This is a genomic window from Acidobacteriota bacterium, assembly GCA_033549365.1.
In the GTDB taxonomy this organism is placed as follows: Bacteria; Acidobacteriota; Aminicenantia; order Aminicenantales; family Saccharicenantaceae; genus JAWSUF01.
In genome coordinates, this window is sequence record JAWSUF010000005.1 from 17663 (window position 1) to 38426 (window position 20764).

The following is a 20764-nucleotide window of genomic DNA, read 5'->3' on the forward strand; positions in this document are numbered from 1 at the left end:
ACTTTTCGCGGTTTTTTCGGAATGGGTGGTAGAGATCACCGGAATTCGTAGGAGGGAGCAGATGGCGGCGGTGTTTAATATTCTGTATGCCCCCGTTATCACATCGTACCCTTATCTTGGTGTGGATGAATGGTATATCGAGGGGCTGGGTAAGTCAAGGAGAAGAGGTTGAATTCGAAGGGAAGCTACTATAGGGTCAACGTCGCAGATCACCCACGCCGCCTGTGGCTTAGGAGCAACGCTGGTAGCATTGGGTGCATCGGGAGTTTAGAATACATCGAAACGTCTATTCGTCTTTTCGCTTGCCTATCGTGACCGAAAACAGCACTTGGCTATCTTCGGGGGCTTCGCGTGTTCCGGAGATAATCCTCGAGGCCGCATCATTGATCACCCTGACAAGGGTCGCCGCTGCAGCAAAGATTTGTTCATAACGCGTAAGTTCATTGAGCAACCCCCTGCGCCCCGCCTCGTCTCCAAAGTGGGATTCCCTTTCGATGAAGAATCGATGCGCCAGGAAATTTCGGGTAGTGAGGGCCTCGGCCCACAAGGTCGTCACACGATCATCGCTGAACGACGCCTTGGACGCCAGCCGATTAAGCAAGGCCCCAAGTGTCTTCTTCTGGAGTGCCTCATCGAGGCGTCCGATTTCTTCAACAGAAGGCGGGACCTCTCCAATCTTAGCGAATGTTACCAAAAGGTCGCCCAACGCGACTTCAAAGAACTGGGCGTACTGAACGGCTGCACCAAAGCGGGCAAACACAGCATTAAACTCTATTCCCTCGGTTTTCAGCATCGCCAAAGACTCTCCGCACGGATAAGCCCCCTATTTTTTGGACCAGTTTGAGGGCTTATTTGTGCTAACATCTCAGAGAGTTTAAACCCTTTTTTTGATATATTTCATCGGCGCCATATAGCCGAACACCGAGTGTCTGGACTCATCATTGTAATGCCGGATTCGTTCTTAAACAACCGTCTTAAGAGATTCGAGATCCTCTTGATCCAAAACAAACTCCGGTTCTCTCCTTTGAATCTTCCGTTGAACGACTCCATAAGGACGTTCTCTTTACATCCCTTTTCGGAATAGGAAATTCGGGCTTTGGATTTTACCATGATCTCGGCCAGCTAGCGGTGGCCAAGATACTCTATCCTGATTGTGGCGCGCAATGACATCTTGGCTCTTCCGGGCCAGCGCCCTTATCGTTTTCTTGGCCCGCCGCCAGGCCGCCAGAGCCAGATCCGTATCGTTGTTCAATCCCAACGCGTGTCCCACAACCCGTTTACTGCCATGATAGATGATGGGCATCAATTGCGCCGAGGCCCGACCTCTCCAATAAACGATCTCGGTAAAATCCGTATAGGAAACCCTGAGATCTCCGATATTGTCGCCAATCCGGACGGCCAGGTAGCAACTTGAGAGAGAGCCTCATATAGAAGTCCTATAGAGCGATCTGAGAAACTCTTCTATTTTTACATCTACATCAAGTGTCACCTCGGGGATGTAGATGTGCATGGCCCTAAGCCCCCGTTCAATGTGTTCTGCATTTTTCGAATCCAAGCCGAAATACTTGCAGTTTCGATATGCAGAATCAGTGAGCGGGTTAGTGCGCACTCGGCAGACTACCCACTCGCCATAAATATCCCCAGCACGCCGTCTCAACAGAAGATTAAACCCACAACCATTAGTGTCTTCTAGCAGAGCCATATGTCGTACTTCAAAGGGCGGGATCTTGAGCGGTGGATATGCAGCAAAGAAACTGATCTTTGCTGCCGCGGCGTATGGAAAATGAATCCGCCATCCGCCCGTCTCCCTCACAAGGGACGCCTTCGGCCCTTCGGTGGAATCATTAAATCGTTTGACCGAGTCTTCAATAAGTCGAATTATTTCTCCCTCTTGTTTGGCATCGATTTCAGCCTCCTCATCGGCCTTCCGGACTTCAGCTTCCTCCCGTAAGCGACGTTCAGTAGCCTCGTGATGCCGTTTTGATGCCTCTTCGAGAAGCGGGCTAACAGGTGCGGCTAGTGTCGCAGCCTCTCTATCGAAGGCAGCCGTAAGCGCAGCAGTTACAGCCGCCCAGGATTCGTACCGTCGGTCTGGGCGCTTCTCGAGTAGGCGTGCGAGAACTTCATCAAAGCGACGTGGCAAGTCTGGACGGAGGGATCGGGCGTCCATCGGCGCATTAAGGACGTGCATCCTTCGGAATTGGTCAAGTTCGCCCGTGGTTGGAATGGTATATGGGTACTTAAGAGTAGCGATTTCAAAGAAGACTATTCCGGCTGAGTACATATCGAGTTGGATCGTGTTGCTCTTTCCTTCCCAACCCTCAGGAGCCATGTAAAGGACGTGCTGGCCACCCTTGAAAGTCACGCTACGCGTAGCTGCGCCCACAAGTTTTGCTAGACCGAAGTCAGCGATCTTAAGCGTATTGTCAACAAAGAGAATGTTGTCGGGTTTCAAATCGCGGTGCAAAACCTTTGAGTTGATCGCCTCCATGCCCGCAGCAATGTCAAGGCACCAATGTTTAATGACTTCGAGGGTAAACGGAAGATTCAAATTTCTCGCATCTTCGATTTTGCGGAATAGAGTCCCGTTATTCGCAAACTCAGTTACGACGTACGGCGGAAACGCACCTTCCTGACCGAGCATAAACACTTGCAAGACATTCGGATGGCTAACTTGGCTGCCCGCCAGCACCTCATTGAAGAGGGTCTGCCGCTCTGATTGCGTAGCTAGTAGCCCAGCCTGTAGGAACTTTACTGCATAGATATCTCCCTTTTCTCCTTCGGCTCTAAACACAATGCCGAAAGCACCTGCGCCCAGCACTTCGACAAGACGAAGATCGCCCGCATCAGAAGGGCCCGGCACTACTGCTCCAACGGTCGGGAAGGTTGCTCTCACACTTCACTCCCAGTTTTTCTGAGTGCAAGGGGTTTTCTCGTGAATTGATGGGGGTAAGGCTGGGGTTGGGGGCGAGGGATGAAGCGAGGGCGAGTGCGCGGGAGTGAGTGGGAACGAGGGCGGGTGAGTATTCCGACGCAACTCGGCCGGGCATTCCGACTGAATCCGGCCACCCATTCCGAGGGAAGTCGGCCACCTATTCCGAGACGAAGCCGGCCACTTGTAGCGGTTTTTTCGGAAAGGGTGGCCGAGATCGTCGGAATTCGTAGGCGGGAGCAGATGGCGACGGTGCTTAATAATCTGTTTGCCCCCATTATCACATCGCGCCCTTATCTTGGTGTGGATGAATGGTATATCGGGGAGCGGGGCAAGTCAAGGAGAGTAGGGCTCTATGACGAATATTGTTGGGGCATCTGGTTCCAGATGCTGCCCTCAAGAACCCTGCCGGAAGTCTTTTTTCTCTTCCCGCCCCATTGTTTAAAGAAGAAGGGCACATTCTTTTGTAGGCAGGCGTTGCGGATTTCAATGACCCAGCTTTGCTTCATTGGGCGCGCGCCGGGGCCGGATTCGCCGCCGACAATAACCCAATCGATCCCGGCGAGATCAAGGCCCGGCAGAGGGCCGAGCAAAGGCTCAATAGAAAGAAACTTTACTTCCGAAGGGATGTCTCTGAGCCGTCTGACCCGGCCAAGCCGGTCATTGTCTTCCACCGTGACCCCCATCCACACATTTCTATGCCACGGGAGCTTCGAAGCAACCTTGCTCAAACGATCAGCTCGCTTGGTGAGAATTTGATAAGTGTGTCGAGGCGTGTTTCCCATGACCTCGAAGACACGGCGTATAAAGCTGTCCGGTACTCTCTCGTGAAACAAGTCGCCCATGGAATTAACGAAAACCATGCGGGGTTTCGCCCATTTCAATGGCAACTCCAGCATGTGGAGGTGTGTCCGCACTGCGAATCTGTCACGGTAGTTGCGTTGTCCCATCGCTTGAAGGCGTTTTGCCATACGCTCCGCATAGCAGTTGAGGCAGCCGGGAGATATTTTTGAGCATCCTGTTGCGGGGTTCCAAGTTGCCTCCGTCCATTCAATTTTCGTTGCACTCATGACTTATGTATTCCCCCGTTATCACATCGCGTCCTTAGCGTGGAATGGATGAACAATATTTCGGGCGACCGGGCCAGTCAAGAAGAATAGATTCATCGCAGAATGAATTTTTTCGCCCTTATTCGATCCTGTTTCCGTATGTCTCCAGCAGGAGAGCAACGAACAGAGAATCCAGCCGTTCCGTGTCTCTCGTGCGCGACGGCCTCTCGCGGGCTGCAGATATTCGGGAAAGCCGGTCATCCAAAAAGTCCGATATCGCCGGGATTCTTGGGCCTTTGTCAAGTTCATGTCCGGCTTTCTTCCGTGCAACCAAGGCCTCTATCGCTTCTCGAAGAGGACCGGCCGGGAGGAGACGCTCGACAAGAATCGAGAATTCCATGGGAACCACTCCATAACCCGACTCGATCCACATGCACGCCAGAACAGGACGAAGAACATAGAAATACTTCTTGACCCAAACGGTGTCACCTTGGAGATACTGCCGATAATTCCCTTGAGCCATGTGCAAGTAGTGGTACATGCAAGAGATGGGAGCATAATACTCGGCAATCAACTCCCGCAGTTGGGAAGCGGCGGTGCCGACCTCGCGGTAGACGATGGGCGACTGAAGCCATTCCAAAAGGGGAGGATTGGACTTGCGGAGCATTTCAAGGGCTTTGAGGAGGTCCCATCCGGAGATGTCCAAACCATCGGCCGGCGGCCTCTCGATGACATCCCGTTTCTTCCGGATCGTGAGGTACCAATCCACGGGCCGCAAATAGATGAAGCGGACATCGTAATCGCTATCCGCCGACTCGAATCCCCAAGCTCGGCTCCCCGACTCGCAAGCGTACAAGACCCGTACGGACTCTTCCGCCTCTATCCGGTCAAGCCCGTTCTTGACTCTGTTGAAGAGCTTATCCCTCACCGATTCATGGCCGCTCAAACTCAACCTCACGTATCAAGGCTTTTCCATTCTCCCATGCGACAATAATAATGATCGCCTCGCTGTACGTATCGCCGCCGATGCTCACGTAGTGAGAGGCTCCCCAACCGGTGTTTAGGGCGCCGCGTTCACGACGCCCGAACTCCAGAATGAAGGATTGCCTTCACGTGACACGCCGCTTCTCCTCAAAGACCTAGATTTATCAATCCGAAGAGAAATGTCAAGAAAGCGGCCGGATCGACCGGAATCGGGGGCCGGATCGACAGAAATTTCCGTTGTCACATCGCGTCCTTATCTTGGTGTGCAGTTCGCATTTCGGTCGGCCGGACAAGTCAAGAAGAAGAGGAAATGTTGCTGAACAAGATGGCACTCTACGGCATGTCAACCAAACATTCGTCCACAAAAAATCCTTGACAAGTTTTTTTTGGCTTTGATATAGTCCAAACCGCAGACTGGGAAAAGCACACAAGGGAAAAGTGCGAACTATGCACCTCCCATCCTAATCCGGCTTCGGAACGGAGGCGTTATGACCGCGACCGCATGCCGTCATCATTGGGACATGGTCAACATCCGCGGCGGATACCTCGTCACGGAGGGCTGTTTCCACTGCCGGAACCGCACCTCCTTCTTCTCCGAGGAGCCCGTCCCACCCATCGACGACTACCACGAGGGGCCGCATTTCTGGAGCTACCTGGGAAGCTCCCAGGCCTCAAAGTTCGACCTCAGGTGCCGCCTGTGCGGAAAGGAGGTCGCCCTCAAAGAACTCATGGCCCTGATGCTCTGCTGGAAGTGCGACCCGGAGTGCGGCGTCTACCAGGCCGGAGCGGGCGGCCCCGACGGCCGAACCTGGGTCTACGTCGCCCTCTGCGCCGACTCCTCCCACATCTCCGACGAATGCGTCTCGGAGGACAGCATCCGGGCCCTCAACGAATACTTCAACGCCGGGCTCGACGACCCCGAAAAGAAAATCCTCGTCGTGCCGTGCCGCCTCCGGAAATCCGTGGACACCTGCCAGGGGATCGTCCTCGCGGACACCGGCTTGACCGAACTCTACTGAGAAAAGGAAGGATCAGCCATGAAAATCTCCGAACTTTCCGAAAAACTCGGACTTGCGGCCTTCAACCGGCACCCCGACAAGGACATCCGGGGCGTCTACATCTCCGACATGGTGAGCGACATCATCGGCATCAAGGAGGGCAACCTTCTCATCACCCTCCAGACCCACAAGAACCTCATCGCGGCGGCCAACCTCGTCGACGTCGCCGCCATCGTCTATTCCCGCAATAAAAAGCCCCCCGAGGACGTCGTGGCCCTGGCCGACCGGGCCAAGATCGCCCTCTTCGGGTCGCCCGACGACACCTGGACCCTGGCCAAGAAGCTCTACGAGCTCGGCATCCGCTGACCGCCGGACGACCATGGCCCGCACCGAGCCACGCACCCTGACCATGGAATTCGACGGGCGGCCGGCCGCCTTCCCCGAGGGCGCAACCGTCCTCCGGGCGGCCGAGATCAACGGCGTCTCCATTTCCTCGCTCTGCTCCCACAAGGACCTCTCGCCGTTCGGCGGATGCCGGCTGTGCATGGTGGAGATCGAGGGCCTGCCCGGCTTCCCTCTCTCCTGCAGCACCCCGGCCGCGGAAGGCATGAAGGTCCGGACGGAATCGCCGGCCCTCCGGGAAAACCGCCGGGAGATGCTCAAGCTCATCCTCAGCGAGCACCCCTCGAGCTGCCTCATCTGCGACGAGAGCGCCGCCTGCCGCGGCTACCAGACGACCATCCGCAAGGCCGGCGTGACGACGGGCTGCCGCTTCTGCCCCAACGACGACCAATGCGAGCTCCAGGACGCAATCGGCCGGATCGGCATGCCGGAGATCGACTATCCCATCCTCTACCACGGCTTCGAGCCCGAACACGACGACCCCTTCTACGACCGCGACTACAACGTCTGCATCCTCTGCGGCCGCTGCGTCCGGATGTGCGCCGAGGTCCGCGGCAGCAACATCCTGGCCTTCACCCACCGCGGCTCGAAGACCAAGATCGGCCCGGCCTTCGGCCGCAGCCACCGCGAGGCCGGCTGCGAGTTCTGCGGCGCCTGCGTCGACGTCTGCCCGACGGGCGCCCTGGCCGACAAGGCCTCCAAGTGGGAGGGCAAGCCCGACGGCGCCCACATCTCGACATGCCCCGTCTGCGCCATCGGCTGCCGCATCGAACTCCGCCACAAGGGCGGCCGCCTGACCCGGGTCAAGGCCCACGCCGACCCCGAGGTCAATGACGGACAGCTCTGCCTCAAGGGCCGCTTCTGCCTGCCGGAGGCGACCCACCATTTCTCGCGGAGCCGGAAGCCCCTTCTCAAGAAGGGCGAATTCGTCCGCGAGGTGTCCTGGGACGAGGCGATCTCGCGGGTCGCGGGGGAACTCCGCGGCCTCGACCCCGGCGATTTCGCCATGCTCGCATCGCCCGACCTCACGAACGAAAGCCTCTATGCGGCGCAAAAATTCACACGGGAGGTCATCGGAAGCGCGAACATCGACTCGACGGCCCGGGCGGAACTCGCCGGAGGGCCGGGCTTCTGGGCGGGGCTCTTTTCCCTGCCGATCTCCCTCAAGGACATCGCCCGCTCCGACGTCATCCTGGCCGCCGGGCTCGACAGCCGCTTCGACTTCTCCGTCGTCGGGACCAAGATCCGCCAGGCGATCGACGCCGGGGCCCGGCTCGTGACCGTCGATCCCCGGGACAGCAATCTGGCCCGCTACACGGACGACTGGCTGCGCCCGTCCCCGGGACGTGAGGGCACGCTCCTCAAGGCCGTCGCCGAAGCGCTCACCGGGAAAAGGCCAGGGCTCAAGGCCGCGGCCGATGCGGCGTCGGTCGAAGTCGCCGACCTCGAACAGGCGGTCTCCATCCTCAAGTCCGGAAAGCGCCTCACCGTGATCCTCGGGCCCCAGCTTTTCCACTACGGCGACCTCTCGGACCTGGACGCGGCCGTAAAGACGCTTTCCGGAAGGGCGGAGACGAACTTCATCCCGCTCTATTTCGGGGCCAACAGCCGGGGCGCACTCGAACTCGGTGTTTTTCCCGAAACCGGGCCGGAAGGCGCCGCGCGAGCGGACGGAAACTTCCGCTTCACGGTTCTGGTCTCCGGAAAGGTGCGGCCCAAGGTCTTGTATCTCGTGGGCGACATCCCGTTTTTCGACCGCCCGGACTGCGATTTTCTGATCGTCCAGGACACCTATCTTCCCCCGTTCGAATTCGACGTCTTTCTACCCGCCTCCTCGTTCGCCGAAGCCGGGGGAAGCCTCGTCAACCTGGAGGGCCGGGTGCAGGAGGTCGTCCAGGTCGAAAATCCGCCGGAAGGGGCCATGACCGGGTTCATGCGGCCGGACTGGCGGATCTTCTCCGACCTGGCCGCATCGCTCGACCGTCACACGATGAGCTACAAGACGCCGGCCGACGTCTTCAAGGACATCCGCAGGGATGTCCCGGGCTTTCCGCCCGGAGCCAACCGGAGGCCGCGGCGCATGGCGGCCCCGTCCGCATGGGCGCCGGAGGCCGCGGAAAACGGAGGGCCGGCTGTGAAGGGCGCCTTCGCCCTCATCGCAAAGCCGGGCGGCTACCGCCACCGCGGGATCGACCTCGTCTCGAAAGCCGGCGGGCTTTCCGAACTCGGGCTCGAGGAGGGATTCCGGATGAATCCGGCGGACATCGATCGCCTGGGAGTCGAAAACGGCGGCGATATTTGCATCACTTGCAAAAGCCTTGATGCGCCCGTCTCCGGCCCTGCCGTCGAGGATGCGGAATGCCCGGAGGGCGCGGTCTACGTCACGCGGCCCGTCGTTTTCGGCGGGTTGGATCACAGGCGGGCCCTCCGGCCGCTTTTCGGGCTTTCGGCCAATCCGGTCCGGGTCGACGTCGCCCGCGCCGGGAAGGAGACATGACATGTACGAAGTGATCGAGCGGCGGATGATCGTCCCCAACCACCACGAGCTCACCGTCCGGGCCCCGGCCGTGGCCGCCTCCATCCGGCCCGGCCAGTTCGTCATCGTCCGGCCCGACGAGATGGGCGAGCGCATCCCGCTTTCGGTCGCCGACTGGGACGCGAAAGCCGGGACCGTGACCTCGATCTTCATGCAGGTCGGGGCGTCGACGGCCAAGCTGGCCCGCCTGAAACCCGGCCGAAAAATCCCCACCTACGCCGGGCCGCTGGGCAAGGCGACCCCGATCGAGAAAGTCGGGACCGCGCTCTGCGTCGGGGGCTGTTACGGTATCGGCTCGATCCATCCCGTCGCCCGGGCGCTCAAGGCCGCGGGCAACAAGGTCTACACCTTCATCGAGGCCCGCTCCTCCTATCTCGTCTACTGGGAGGAAAAGCTGGGGCGGGTTTCGGACGGTGTCTTCGTCGTTACCCGTGACGGAACGGCGGGCCGCAAGGGCCATATCGACAAGATGCCGGCCATGATGGAGGAGGCCGGGGTCAAGCCCGATCTCGTCATCGTCAACGGCTGCACGTTTCTCCTGATGCGGACCTCCGAACTGACGAAGCCGCTGGGCTGGAAGACGATCGTCAACATGAACCCGATCATGATCGACGGCACGGGGATGTGCGGCGTCTGCCGGCTTTCGGTCGGCGGCAAGATGAAGTTCGCCTGTGTCGACGGCCCCGACTTCGACGGGCATGAGATCGACTGGGCGGAATTTCTGGCCCGGCGCAAGAGCTACAGTCCGGAGGAGATCGACCCGCTCCGCCGGAGCAGCAGCGCCACGCATTTTTGAGGAGGGTTTCGAGCGTGAATGACGAAAAACCGGCCAAGAAGACCCTGGACCTGAAGCGGCGGCCCATGCCGAAGCAGGATCACCTGGAGCGGAGAAAGAACTTCGAGGAGGTGGCCTTCGGATATCCCCCCGACACGGCCGTCGAGGAGGCCCGGCGCTGCCTGGACTGCAAGAAGCCGTTCTGCCGGGACGGCTGCCCCGTCGGGATCGACATTCCCGGCTTCATCCGCGCCATCGTCGCGCGCGACTTCGCGGCGGGCATCCGCAAGCTCAAGGAGACGAACGCCCTTCCGGCCATCTGCGGCCGCGTCTGCCCCCAGGAGGAGCAGTGCGAGAAGCTCTGCGTCATCGGCAAGAAGGGCGAGCCCGTCTCCATCGGGCGGCTCGAACGGTTCCTTGCCGACTGGGAGGCGGCCTCGGGAAAACTCGAGATGCCCGAGATGGCCCCGAAGACCGGGAAGAAGGTGGCCGTCGTCGGGGCCGGGCCGGCCGGACTCACCGTAGCCAACGACCTTCTCGTTCTCGGTCATGAGGTGACGATTTTCGAGGCGCTTCACGATTGCGGCGGTGTCCTCACCTACGGAATTCCGGAGTTCCGGCTTCCCAACACAATCGTCGGGCGCGAGGTGGAATACGTCCGGCGGCTGGGGGCAAAGATCCATCTGGACTTCATCGTCGGCACGACCCGGACGGTCGACCAGCTTCTCGAGGAGTACGACGCCCTGTTCGTCGGCTCGGGGGCGGGGCTGCCCTGGTTCATGGAGATCCCGGGCGAAAACCTGAACGGCGTCTATTCGGCCAACGAATACCTGACGCGCGTCAACCTGATGAAGGGCTTTCGCTTCCCCGAATACGACACACCCATCAAGCAGCCGTCCAAGGTCGCGGTGGTCGGCGGCGGCAATGTGGCCATGGACTCCGCCCGGACGGCCGTGCGGCTGGGCGCCGACGAAGTGCACCTCGTCTACCGGCGGGGGCGGCACGAGCTTCCGGCCCGCGAGGAGGAGGTCGAAAACGCCGAGGAGGAGGGCGTGATCTTCAACCTTCTGACCCTGCCCATCCGGCTGATCGGCGACGAGCACGGCTGGCTCAAGGAAATGGAGTGTCTGGAGATGGCCCTGGGAGAGCCCGACGATTCGGGGCGGCGGCGCCCGATGCCGATCGAGGGGTCGAACTTCCTCATGCCGACCGACGCCGTGGTCATCGCCATCGGAAACAGCCCGAACCCGCTGATCCCCATGACCACGCCCGGCCTCGAAATCAGCCGCAAGGGCGGGATCGTGACCGACGAAGCCACGGCTAAGACGACCAAGGCCCGGGTCTGGGCGGGCGGCGACATCGTCCGGGGCGCGGCCACGGTCATCAGCGCCATGGGCGACGCCCGGATCGCCGCCGCCTCGATTCACAAGTACTTGACGGGACAGGAGTGACATGAAACTCTCCGAAGTCCGCGACGTCCTCGAATGCGAAGTTCTCGTCGGGGAGGATGATCTGTCGATCGACGTCCGGACGGTCGTGGCCTCGGACGGCATGAGCGAGATCCTGGCCTTTGCCAAATCGAAGGAGCTCATGGTCACGGGGCTCACGAACATCCAGTCCGTCCGCACGGCCGATCTGGCCGGCTGCAGCGCCGTCGTCTACTGCCGGGGGAAGCGGCCCGACGCCCGGGTCCTCGAATACGCCCGGGCCAAGAAAATCCCCATCCTGGCGACCCGCATGGTCATGTTCGACATCTGCGCCGTGCTGTCCGGAAAGGGGCTCAAAGGGGTTTCATGACCGGCGCCGAACTGCTGCGCGAGACGTTCGAGATCCAGGGCCGGGATTTTGACAAGGCCGGAGAGATCTCGAGCGAGATCAAGGTCACGCTTCTCGACCTCGGGATCCCCGCGGAAAGCATCCGGCGGTCCGTGGTCATCGCCTTCGAGGCTGAAATGAACGTCGTCATGTACGCGGACAAGGGGACGCTGACCTTCGTCCTCACCGAGGAGGAGGTGAAGCTCGACATCTGCGACGAGGGGCCGGGCATCGCCGACCTGGAACTGGCCTTCCAGGAAGGATTCACGACGGCCTCGGACGAGATGCGGGAACTCGGCTTCGGGTTCGGCATGGGCCTTCCGAACATGGAAAAGAACGCCGACGACCTGCGGGTCGAAACCGAGGTCGGAAAGGGGACGTCCGTTTACGCCCGGATCCGCCTCAACACACATGGATGAGCTAAAAGGGCCATGAATGAGCTGACGCACGGTTTTCGGATCGAGGCCGAAAAGTGCCACGGCTGCATGGCCTGCATGCGGGCCTGCCCAACCCGGGCGATCCGGGTGAAAAAGGGCCGGGCGTCGGTCATTCCCCAGCTCTGCATCGACTGCGGGTCGTGTCTTGCAGCCTGCTCGACGGGGGCTATCGCGGCGGCGACCGTCGGCTTCGCCGAGCTCGACAAGTTCAAATACAAGGTCGCCGTCGTCACGCCGGCCCTGTACACGCAATTTCCCCTGAAGCACGCGCCGGCCCAGGTCAACCGGGCGCTTCGCGAGCTCGGATTCGACGCCGTTTGGGAATACGCCGTCGACATCGAGCTCATCGACCTGGCCATCCGCAAGTATGTCAAGAACTGGTCCGGACCGTTCCCGCTCATCTCCAACTCCTGCCCGGTCGTCGTCCGCCTGGTCCAGGTCGCCTATCCCACCCTGGTCAATCAGCTCATCCGGGTCGACGCGCCGCGCGAGACCGCCGCCCGCGAACTGAAACGCCGTTATTCGAAAAAGCTGGGCCTCGAACCCTCGGAAATCGCCGCCGTCTACATCGCTCCTTGCCAGGCGAAAACGATCTCCATCCTTCAACCGGCCGAGGGTGGAGGAAGCTCGTTGGACGGCTCCGTGGGCATCTCCGAGATATACAACGATCTTCTGTCCATCCTGCGACGCGGCCCGGCCGAGGACGATCCGGCGGGGAACGGGAACGGCTCGTCCGAGTGGTTTCACTGGGGCGCGCCGGAGGGCGAGTTCCCCAGCCTGTCCCAGGAGCATTATCTTCCCCTCCTGGGTCTTTCGGACATCATCAAGGTCTTCAACGACATCGAGAAGGGTAAGATCCGGAACATCGACTTCCTGGAGTGCCACGCCTGCCAGGGCGCCTGCATCGGCGGCAACCTGACCGTCGAGAACCTGTATGTCGCCCGCACCCGGAACCTTCGCTTGATTTCGGGCCTGTCGCTTCCGTCGCAGGCGATGGGGGACGAGATCGCCCGGCGGCTCTCCGAGGAGGATTTTTCGCTGAGGGCGCCCATTCTGCCCCGGAATGTCGAAGGCCGGGACATCGACCTGCGCGACCGGGTGGCCCGGAAAAAGCGGGCGGACGCGATGATGAAGACCCTGCCGGGTTTGAACTGCGGACTGTGCGGCGCGCCGTCCTGCAGGAACCATGCCGAGGACGTCTCGCTCGACCGGGCCGAGACGGTGGAGTGCGTGTTTCTGTCGCGCGACCGGATCGATGTCCTGAGGACGATCTACAAGAAAACAGCGAGAGGAGACTGACATGGCGGGTTCAACGTCCCATTTCAGCCGCATGGACATCCGTGACAGGCGGAGGAGCCTTCTGCCCCTGCTGAAAAAAACCCACGAGGCCGAGGGATTTCTGTCGGAGGAGGCGGTCGCCGGTTTGGCCCGAAAGCTCAGGATGTCGGAAAACGAGATCTACGGCGTGGCTTCGTTCTACCCGCAGTTCCGCTTCACGCCGCCCGGGAAATACCACGTCCAGGTCTGTCTGGGGAACGCCTGCCACCTGAGCGGCGCGCCGAACTTCATGGAGGGCATGAAGATCGAGCGGAACCTCGGAGACGGACAGACCGCGCCCGACGGCCGGATCAGCCTGGAGGGCGTGGGATGTCTGGGCTGCTGCGCCATGGCGCCCGTCGTCGTTGTCAACAGCGAGATCCACGGGCGCATGAACCGGGTGACCTTCATGAAGCTCGTGGACACGCTTGCGCCCGTCGAGGAGGAGTCATGAGCCCGCAGAGGAAGAAAACAGTCACAAAGAAACCTGAGACGCGATCGAAACTCGAAACACAGCCTAGGGCGGCAAAGTTGAAGACCGGCATTCAGGTTAAGACCAAAAGCCGAAAAAGGACAGAATCTAAGCCAATCGCCAAAACCCAGCCAAAGGGCACGGCAGCTCGGAAAACTGAAGTCAGACAAAAGAAAGAGGCAAGCGCAAGAATAACGGCTCGCCAAAAAAAAGAAGTCCTGACGAAGATCGGGGCAAAGAAAAAGACAGCATCACAGCCAAAAACCCGCATCCTGGTTTGCGAAAGCACGACCTGCCTGTCCCTGAAATCCGCGGCCATCCGCGAGGCCCTGGAAAAGGCCGTTGCCGCGCGCGGGCTCGGCGACAAGGTCGAGGTCGGTTTCACCGGATGCCACGGCTTCTGCCAGGTCGGGCCGATCGTCTCCGTCGAGCCCAAGGGTATCCTCTACTGCCGGGTCAATCCGGGCGATGCCGATGATATTGCGGCAAGCCTTTCAGATGGAGGCCGTCCCGTCGAGCGTCTGTTCTTCAAACACCCGGTGACGAAGGAGGTCGTCCCGCGCTACGAGGACATCGTCTTCTACAAGAAGCAGAGACGGATCATTCTTCGGAACTGCGGCCTCGTTAATCCCGAACGAATCGAGGATTACGAGGAGCGGGGCGGTTACGGTGCGCTGCGGAAGGCCGTATCGTCGATGTCGCCGGAGAAGATCGTCGACAAGATCAAGCGCGCCGGGTTGCGGGGCCGGGGCGGGGCCGGTTTTCCGACCTGGATCAAGTGGGACGTCTGCAGGCGGCAGCCGGGCGGCGAAAAGTACGTGATCGCCAACGCCAACGAAAGCGCCCCGGGGGCCTTCATGGACCGGAGCCTTCTCGAGGCCGACCCGCATACGGTGATCGAGGGGCTGGCTCTTCTCGGCTATGCCGTGGGCGCGGCCCAGGGTTATATCTACTGCCGGGCGGAGTATTCGCTGGCCGCGCGTCGGGCGGGCGTCGCCCTCGAACAGGCCGCCAAAAAAGGCTATCTCGGCAAGGGCATCTTCGGCTCGAAATTCGATTTCGACGTCGAGATCTTCGAGGGCGGCGGGACGTTCGTCTCGGGGGAGGAGACGGCCCTTCTGAGCTCGCTCGAGGGTTCGAGGAACATGCCCCGGCCGCGGCCACCCTATCCCGCGGAAAAGGGGCTCTGGGGCAAGCCGACCGTGATCGACAATGTCAAGACGCTGGCCTGTGTCCCGACGATCATCGCCGAGGGGGCCGAAAAATTCGCGGCCTCGGGGAACGGCAACGGCGCAAGCCCGGGGACGACGGTCTTCGCCCTGACGGGGAAGGTGGCCAACGCCGGGATCGCCGAGGTGCCGCTGGGAACGCCCCTTTCGACCCTGATCTACGAAATCGGCGGTGGCATCCCCGGAAAGAAGGGACTCAAGGCCGTGCAGACGGGCGGTCCGTCGGGAGGCTTCCTGCCCGGGAGCAAGATCGAAATCCCCCTCGACTTCGACGCCCTCGAGGAGGCCGGGTCCATCATGGGATCGAGCGGAATCATGGTCATGGACGACGACGCCTGCCTGGTCGACGCCGCCCGAACTTTCCTGGCCTTCGTTCAGAGCGAGTCGTGCGGCAAGTGCGTGGCCTGCCGGGTCGGAACGCGCCACATGGTGGGACTGCTCGACAAGATCGCCCAGGGGAAGGCCGTCGAGGCCGACCTCGACCGGCTGGAAAAGCTGGGGAACATCGTCCGGGCGAGTTCGCTCTGCGGGCTGGGAAAGACGGCGCCCATCCCCGCGCTCACGGCCCTCCGGTATTTCCGGTCGGAGTTCATCGCCCACGTCGTGGACAAGCGCTGCCCGGCGGCCGTCTGCCGCGACCTCATCACCTTCCGCATCATCCCCGACCGCTGCACGGGCTGCATGATGTGCGTCAAGGTCTGCCCGACGGCGGCCATCACCGGACCGCGGTCCAAGCCGCACAACCTCGACCAGAGCAAGTGCATCAAGTGCCGCTCGTGTTACGAGGTGTGCAAGTTCGACGCCGTCGCCGGCGAGGCCATCATCATCGTCTCGTAGGGGGCTGGTGCGGCGCAGCGCGGATCAGGCCGAAGACTTAGGCATCATTGTCGTCAAAACTCACAAACGGGCTTTGCCGGTAATGGATTCGATGCGAATTCGGAAGACCTTCGTCCGGTCGATCTCCCTGGCAATGTACTCCAGCCCTTCCTTCATGTGGCCGGGTGAGTACTTCTGGCGATCACGCTCTCATACTTCGTCGCGAACTGTGCGGGCTGGACCTCGGTTCTGCCGACGGCGCAAAACGACACCTTCGGGTTTTCCGTCAGCAGGTCGATCTTGGCGCCTTGCATCTGCAGCCGCCTCGACTCGTGAATAGATCAGGTAAACATCCCGGCGATGTCCGACTTTAACGACAACGACGATAAGGGCATCATCCTTGATCTCATAGATGATGCGATAATCGCCCTGCCGCACACGGTAGAGCTCCTGTTCCGTGAGTTTTTGGCAACCCCGGCCTCGAGGATTCTCTGCAATTTTTTCGATTCTTTTCAGAATGCGCGTCACATCTTTTTTAGGGAGCGCCCGAAGATCTCCGGCCACAGAGTTCCTGAAGGCAAGTTTATATCTTCCCATGGGCCTTCAGATTCTTCAAAAGCTCCTCGTACGAAATCAGCGGCTCATGGGCACGTTCTTCAAATGCAGCCAAATCCTCTTGATCCTCCCGAAGAGCTTGACGCACGGCATCGTTGACAATATCTGAAAGCGTTTGTCGCGTATGGGCGGCCTTGATACGCAGGGCATGATGAAGTTCGGGCTCAAAGTAAATTGTGGAACGTTTCGAAGTTTCAGTCATATTCCGCCTCCTTAGGCATTTTAATGCTATGACGTCACAACGTCAAGGCCACTTTCTGCTGCCCGAGCACATGGCGGATCGATCAGGCTATCTTCGATAGACATCTTTTCTGTGGGCGATATAGCCGTCCTCAAGATCTTCCAGCGAATTTTCCAGCAATTCCAGGATAAAGGAGCTTTTCGTCCTCCGCGTTTTTAGAGCCAGGGCGGAAAGCCTTTTATTCAATTCATCAGGAAGTCTCAGGCTTTGCGATGCCACCTGTCAACCCTTTCCTGTTTTTTTTTGACGGACTGACCTTCAACCGACCCGTTCTTGATTAAAATAGGCGAGATCGGGCTTGTCGGTTTTCTTTGAATCGATCGCTAAGCGACCCCAAAGAGACGGGCCGGCTGCTCGATCGGCTTGGCAGCTATGTCTCGTTGATGTTATCGAGCATTCGTTCGACCTGTTTCTTGAAACTTGGGACATCAGTCGTCGCGACTTGCCAGATCAACTCAATATCAAGGCCCAGGTAGTTATGCACGAGAACGTTGCGAAAAGCCGCTAAAGAGGCCCACTCGACCTTTGGATACGACGACTTCAGCGCCGCGGATAGGCGCTGCGTTGTCTCGGTCATCGTATGAAGATTGCGGAGGACGGCATCCTGATGCACCGTTGATTTGATGAAGAGGTCTTTGCCCCCGCTGACAGCATATTCGATACGGGTGATTGTTTCGAGGATATATCGCAGATAGGTGCTGTCGCGTTTCACAATGCAACCGCCTCGGAGAAGACATGATCTCGAATATTCGCGTTGACTCCTGATTCCGTAACGATATCGACACGCCGGTCAAGAAGTTGCTCAAGGTCGAGGATCAGTCCGGCCGGGAACCAAGGACTGACTTCAGGACCCGTGGTAACGAGCAGATCAATGTCGCTGTCCGCTGAATCCTCTCCCCGGACGGCCGAACCAAACACCTTAATCGACGTCACGCCATGTTTTTGAGCTATGGCAAGCACATCGTCGCGTTTCATGCGAAGAATATCGATGGTCATCTTGGTTTCCTCTGTCTCGACCAAAATCAGTGTATCCTGAAATTCCCTTCCCTTGCAACAACAGGAATTACGAGAGAAGACGGCTTCATCCAGCCGAAAAACTTACTTTTCGAAATCGGTCGATTTGACGGCATTGCCCCGGGCCTTCTCCGGGGGATACTTGCGGCGGTTGATTTCGAGCTTGTCGCGGGCGGCGTCGATCGGAGACAGGCCGAGCTTGTCGGCCAGCCGGGCCAGGTAAAGCTGGACATCGCCGATTTCCTCGCGGACCTTCGCCAACCTTTCGGGGTCGAGGGTGCGGCTTTCCTCCTCGGTCAGCCATTGAAAGTGTTCGAGGAGTTCGGCGGCTTCGACGGCAAGTGCCATCGCCAGATTTTTTGGAGAGTGAAACTGGTCCCAGTCCCTTTCGGCGGCGAAGGCCCGGAGCTTGGCGATGAGGTCGTCCATCGGGGATATTATCGGCCAATCAGGGCGGGGGTTCAAGAAAAGAATAAAGGACGCTTGAACAATCCTATTGGGGTCTTTTTTTGGGCGGCGGTTTGTATTGATTGATCGCGGCCGGATCGATCCCGAACTCCTGAAGTTTGTGCGGGGGAACAAGTCGCATGCTCCGGTAGAGCAACTCTCGCATCGACGAATCGAATTCCCGCGCCGTCTCCGGACTCGGCGCCGCCTGCAGCAGCTGATCCACCGCCGCCTGGCGTCCTCTTAAGGCCTCGAGTGTCCGCTCAAGATCTCTTCGGCCTTGAGATTCCGGCGGGGTTTCGGCGATGGCCCGGGCGAGAATGAACTCCATGCCGTCGACCTGATGGTTGACGACGAAGTTGATGCCGATGTCCGCGACCTCGGACGGAAGCTTCTCTTCGGCGACTTTGTCGAAAAAGACCTGATAGGTTTCGATGCTCGGGGAATCGACCATGGCCTTGATCACTTTCAGCCATTCGGAGTACCTCGGCATGAATTCCATCCCGAAGGTGCCGATGCCCAGCAAAAGGACTCCAAAAAGCAACATGGCGACGGGATTCCGGTTGCGATGGGCCCCCGAAACAATCACGCTGACAATCACCGCAGCCCCCAATACGATCATCACCCATCGGCCGATTTCAAGTGAGTCCATGATGCCGCCTCCTATTCAAAATTGATTCTAGCCGGATCTCCGGCGTCCCGAAAAGAGGATTCCAGCCGATCCAGCTGCGAAGCAATTCGGTCTTCGGTTTCATGCTCTTCCTGCCGAAGGGTTTCCAGGAAAGGCCAAAGGGCATAGATTTCGTCTTCAGTCCGGGTCTTCATGAACTCGGCCATCAGGGAAAAACATTCCAGAGCCGCGGCGTTGCTCCGCCGGATCAGATTCCCGACTTCAGCACCGTAAACCTCAGCATCTTGGCGATTCGGGAAGAACTTCCTGAGAATCAGGACGTCGAACTTGGCCAGGCGAAGCCGCTCGACAAGACCTTCGCGGTCGAAATTGCGGTAATTGAAAGTCCGCGACGCGATAAGCTGCAGCGCATCCAGGCGGGGATCACGAAAACCATAGTCGGGCGATGCGATCGTCCCTTTCAGGCGGCCCTCCTCCTTCAGTTTCGCGGCGATGGCCGTGCCGGCGTAGGGAACCATCTTGCTGAATCCGGCGATCGTCCGGCCGTCTTCCGTGATTCGCTCTAGAAACCGGATGTTCTCGAGAACGGTCTTGAACGTGCTTTCCGGATCGAAGATCATGAAGCCGAACTCGAACGGCATGCCGACATGACGAAGAAGTTCGATCGCGCGGTGAACATCATCCACGGTGAAATGTTTGTTGAAAACCTGCAATCCCCGGTCATTTCCGGATTCGATGCCGAGGTAAACGCACAGCAACCCGGCATCCTTCATCTTTCCGAGGAGATCCGCCCGGAGATCGTCGATCCGGCAGGATATGCGCCACGCCACCTGTTCCCGGATGGAAGACCTCTCAAGGGCGCCGATAAAATCCTCGATCCAGGCTGCATGGGCACGGCCTTTCATGAACCAGTCGTCATCCTGAAAGATGAAGACACGCGCATGGCAATCGTGAAACAACGCTTCCATTTCCCGGACAACATGGGAGGGGGAACGGGTCCGACGCAGAGGACCTGGCGGCTCCCTGTAGAACTGATGAATGCTGCAGAAGCTGCAGTTGTGGTAACATCCCCGGCTCGCCAGGATCGAACGGACGCCGAGGCCGCGATGCGATGCCATTTTTTTGTCTCGGAGAGGTAAGGGTAGAGAATCGAGGTCGGCGATGAGCGGGCGCGGGGGGTTGACCTCTAGCCGGCCGTTCCGGCGAAACGCGAGTCCCCGGATCGCGGCCCATTCATCCGGTTCAGCGATTTTCCGGCATAACTCAACCAGCGTCTCCTCGCCTTCGAAACGAACGACCGAATCCAGTCCGGGAATATTCTCGAGGGTTTCCCGATAGTCCATGCTGGGGAAGTGACCGCCCATGGTGAAATGAGCCGAGATGCCCTTGTCTCTTAGGTAGGCGATGAGATCTCTGAAATCGAAGAAAAAGCGCTGGAAGATAAGGGAGAATCCGACGATTGCGGGTTTGGCCTTCCGGATTTCAGAGAGAATCCGGGTCTTCGGCAGATTAAAGGGCACCACGGCGGCGCCGATACCGTGTTTTTGGAGATGCGCTGCAATCCCGCGCAACCCCAGGTTTTCCTGATCTTCAAAGCCGATCAGAACAACGCCTCGGCCGGACTTCAACATCGGGGAATCGTCCCGGTTCCTGGATTTGCGCCGGACGCTCGGATTACTTGAGCTTGTACTGCGCCTTGAGCATATCGCGGTAGATCTCGGCAATCTTGATCTGGTTTTTCAGATCGATGATGTTCTGATTCAGCATTTCGAGCTTGATCCTGACCAGGCCGACTTTGTCCAGCAGCACATCGGGTCCGGGATCGGCCACGGGCCCGACTAAGTGCGAAATGTTGAAACCCGGCATCCTTTCTCCGATTCTCGGCATGATAGGCCTCCTTTATAAAATAATCGGATTATTCGCACGAATCAGGTTTCGCCCCTTTTTTGTCCAGCCGTTCTATCCGTTTAGTCGCAGACGCGGGGGCTTTATTGTAAATTCAGAATGTCATCGCCATAGCGGTCGAGGATGCGCATGACCGCCTCGGCCGCGGC

General features: G+C 59.3%; 23 protein-coding genes. 10 read left to right on the forward strand and 13 right to left on the reverse strand.

Going from position 1 to position 20764, the window contains the following annotated elements:
• Window positions 1-286: 286 nt before the first annotated feature.
• From SCM96_08575 to SCM96_08590, 4 genes are all read right to left on the reverse strand, one after another.
• Window positions 287-793 (reverse strand): hypothetical protein, encoded by a 507-nt coding sequence (locus tag SCM96_08575; protein MDW7760678.1) that lies wholly within the window; start codon window positions 791-793, stop codon window positions 287-289.
• A 630-nt stretch (window positions 794-1423) separates the two neighbouring features.
• Entirely contained in the window at window positions 1424-2896 is a 1473-nt protein-coding gene (locus tag SCM96_08580) for a protein kinase (protein ID MDW7760679.1), read from the reverse strand.
• Between the two features lie 389 nt (window positions 2897-3285).
• Window positions 3286-4002: a phage Gp37/Gp68 family protein gene (locus tag SCM96_08585; protein MDW7760680.1), complete on the reverse strand. Its 717-nt coding sequence runs from the start codon at window positions 4000-4002 to the stop codon at window positions 3286-3288.
• Window positions 4003-4120: 118 nt separating this feature from the next.
• Window positions 4121-4927, reverse strand: a complete 807-nt coding sequence (locus SCM96_08590; protein MDW7760681.1) for a nucleotidyltransferase domain-containing protein — start codon at window positions 4925-4927, stop codon at window positions 4121-4123.
• A gap of 526 nt (window positions 4928-5453) precedes the next feature.
• On the opposite strand from SCM96_08590, the gene SCM96_08595 reads away from it, so the two are divergent.
• The 10 genes from SCM96_08595 (at window position 5454) to SCM96_08640 (ending at window position 15783) form a co-directional block, all read left to right on the forward strand.
• Window positions 5454-5984 (forward strand): hypothetical protein, encoded by a 531-nt coding sequence (locus SCM96_08595; protein ID MDW7760682.1) that lies wholly within the window; start codon window positions 5454-5456, stop codon window positions 5982-5984.
• Between the two features lie 18 nt (window positions 5985-6002).
• Window positions 6003-6329 (forward strand): DRTGG domain-containing protein, encoded by a 327-nt coding sequence (locus SCM96_08600; protein MDW7760683.1) that lies wholly within the window; start codon window positions 6003-6005, stop codon window positions 6327-6329.
• 13 nt (window positions 6330-6342) lie between these two features.
• On the forward strand, window positions 6343-8862 hold the full coding sequence (locus SCM96_08605) for a molybdopterin-dependent oxidoreductase (protein ID MDW7760684.1): 2520 nt from the start codon (window positions 6343-6345) through the stop codon (window positions 8860-8862).
• A 1-nt stretch (window position 8863) separates the two neighbouring features.
• Entirely contained in the window at window positions 8864-9697 is an 834-nt protein-coding gene (locus tag SCM96_08610; GenBank protein ID MDW7760685.1) for a sulfide/dihydroorotate dehydrogenase-like FAD/NAD-binding protein, read from the forward strand.
• Between the two features lie 14 nt (window positions 9698-9711).
• Window positions 9712-11127 carry an NADPH-dependent glutamate synthase gene (gltA, locus tag SCM96_08615; GenBank protein MDW7760686.1) on the forward strand — a complete coding sequence of 472 codons (1416 nt, stop codon included), beginning with the start codon at window positions 9712-9714 and terminating at the stop codon, window positions 11125-11127.
• Window position 11128: 1 nt separating this feature from the next.
• Entirely contained in the window at window positions 11129-11473 is a 345-nt protein-coding gene (locus SCM96_08620; GenBank protein MDW7760687.1) for a DRTGG domain-containing protein, read from the forward strand.
• Window positions 11470-11910: an ATP-binding protein gene (locus SCM96_08625; protein ID MDW7760688.1), complete on the forward strand. Its 441-nt coding sequence runs from the start codon at window positions 11470-11472 to the stop codon at window positions 11908-11910. The genes SCM96_08620 and SCM96_08625 overlap by 4 nt, the downstream gene beginning before the upstream one ends.
• Before the next feature lie 12 nt (window positions 11911-11922).
• Window positions 11923-13227, forward strand: coding sequence for a [Fe-Fe] hydrogenase large subunit C-terminal domain-containing protein (locus tag SCM96_08630; protein MDW7760689.1), 1305 nt, complete (start codon window positions 11923-11925; stop codon window positions 13225-13227).
• Between the two features lies 1 nt (window position 13228).
• A complete protein-coding gene (locus SCM96_08635; protein ID MDW7760690.1) occupies window positions 13229-13699 on the forward strand; it encodes an NAD(P)H-dependent oxidoreductase subunit E in 471 nt (156 codons plus the stop codon).
• Between the two features lie 77 nt (window positions 13700-13776).
• On the forward strand, window positions 13777-15783 hold the full coding sequence (locus SCM96_08640; protein MDW7760691.1) for an NADH-ubiquinone oxidoreductase-F iron-sulfur binding region domain-containing protein: 2007 nt from the start codon (window positions 13777-13779) through the stop codon (window positions 15781-15783).
• Window positions 15784-15972: 189 nt separating this feature from the next.
• Here SCM96_08640 and SCM96_08645 read toward each other — a convergent pair whose 3' ends face one another.
• The 9 genes from SCM96_08645 to SCM96_08685 form a co-directional block, all read right to left on the reverse strand.
• A complete protein-coding gene (locus SCM96_08645) occupies window positions 15973-16326 on the reverse strand; it encodes a type II toxin-antitoxin system RelE/ParE family toxin (protein ID MDW7760692.1) in 354 nt (117 codons plus the stop codon).
• Window positions 16327-16345: 19 nt separating this feature from the next.
• A complete protein-coding gene (locus SCM96_08650) occupies window positions 16346-16579 on the reverse strand; it encodes a CopG family transcriptional regulator (protein MDW7760693.1) in 234 nt (77 codons plus the stop codon).
• 87 nt (window positions 16580-16666) lie between these two features.
• The gene (locus SCM96_08655; GenBank protein ID MDW7760694.1) at window positions 16667-16837 is read right to left on the reverse strand and encodes a hypothetical protein; all 171 of its coding nucleotides are present in this window, start codon (window positions 16835-16837) and stop codon (window positions 16667-16669) included.
• Window positions 16838-16988: 151 nt separating this feature from the next.
• On the reverse strand, window positions 16989-17330 hold the full coding sequence (locus SCM96_08660) for a HepT-like ribonuclease domain-containing protein (protein ID MDW7760695.1): 342 nt from the start codon (window positions 17328-17330) through the stop codon (window positions 16989-16991).
• Window positions 17327-17614, reverse strand: coding sequence for a nucleotidyltransferase family protein (locus SCM96_08665; protein ID MDW7760696.1), 288 nt, complete (start codon window positions 17612-17614; stop codon window positions 17327-17329). The genes SCM96_08660 and SCM96_08665 overlap by 4 nt, the downstream gene beginning before the upstream one ends.
• 102 nt (window positions 17615-17716) lie before the next feature.
• Window positions 17717-18061, reverse strand: a complete 345-nt coding sequence (locus SCM96_08670) for a nucleotide pyrophosphohydrolase (protein MDW7760697.1) — start codon at window positions 18059-18061, stop codon at window positions 17717-17719.
• Between the two features lie 64 nt (window positions 18062-18125).
• On the reverse strand, window positions 18126-18731 hold the full coding sequence (locus tag SCM96_08675; GenBank protein MDW7760698.1) for a hypothetical protein: 606 nt from the start codon (window positions 18729-18731) through the stop codon (window positions 18126-18128).
• An 11-nt stretch (window positions 18732-18742) separates the two neighbouring features.
• On the reverse strand, window positions 18743-20341 hold the full coding sequence (locus SCM96_08680) for a radical SAM protein (protein MDW7760699.1): 1599 nt from the start codon (window positions 20339-20341) through the stop codon (window positions 18743-18745).
• 43 nt (window positions 20342-20384) lie between these two features.
• Window positions 20385-20597 (reverse strand): hypothetical protein, encoded by a 213-nt coding sequence (locus SCM96_08685; GenBank protein ID MDW7760700.1) that lies wholly within the window; start codon window positions 20595-20597, stop codon window positions 20385-20387.
• Window positions 20598-20764 lie beyond the last annotated feature (167 nt).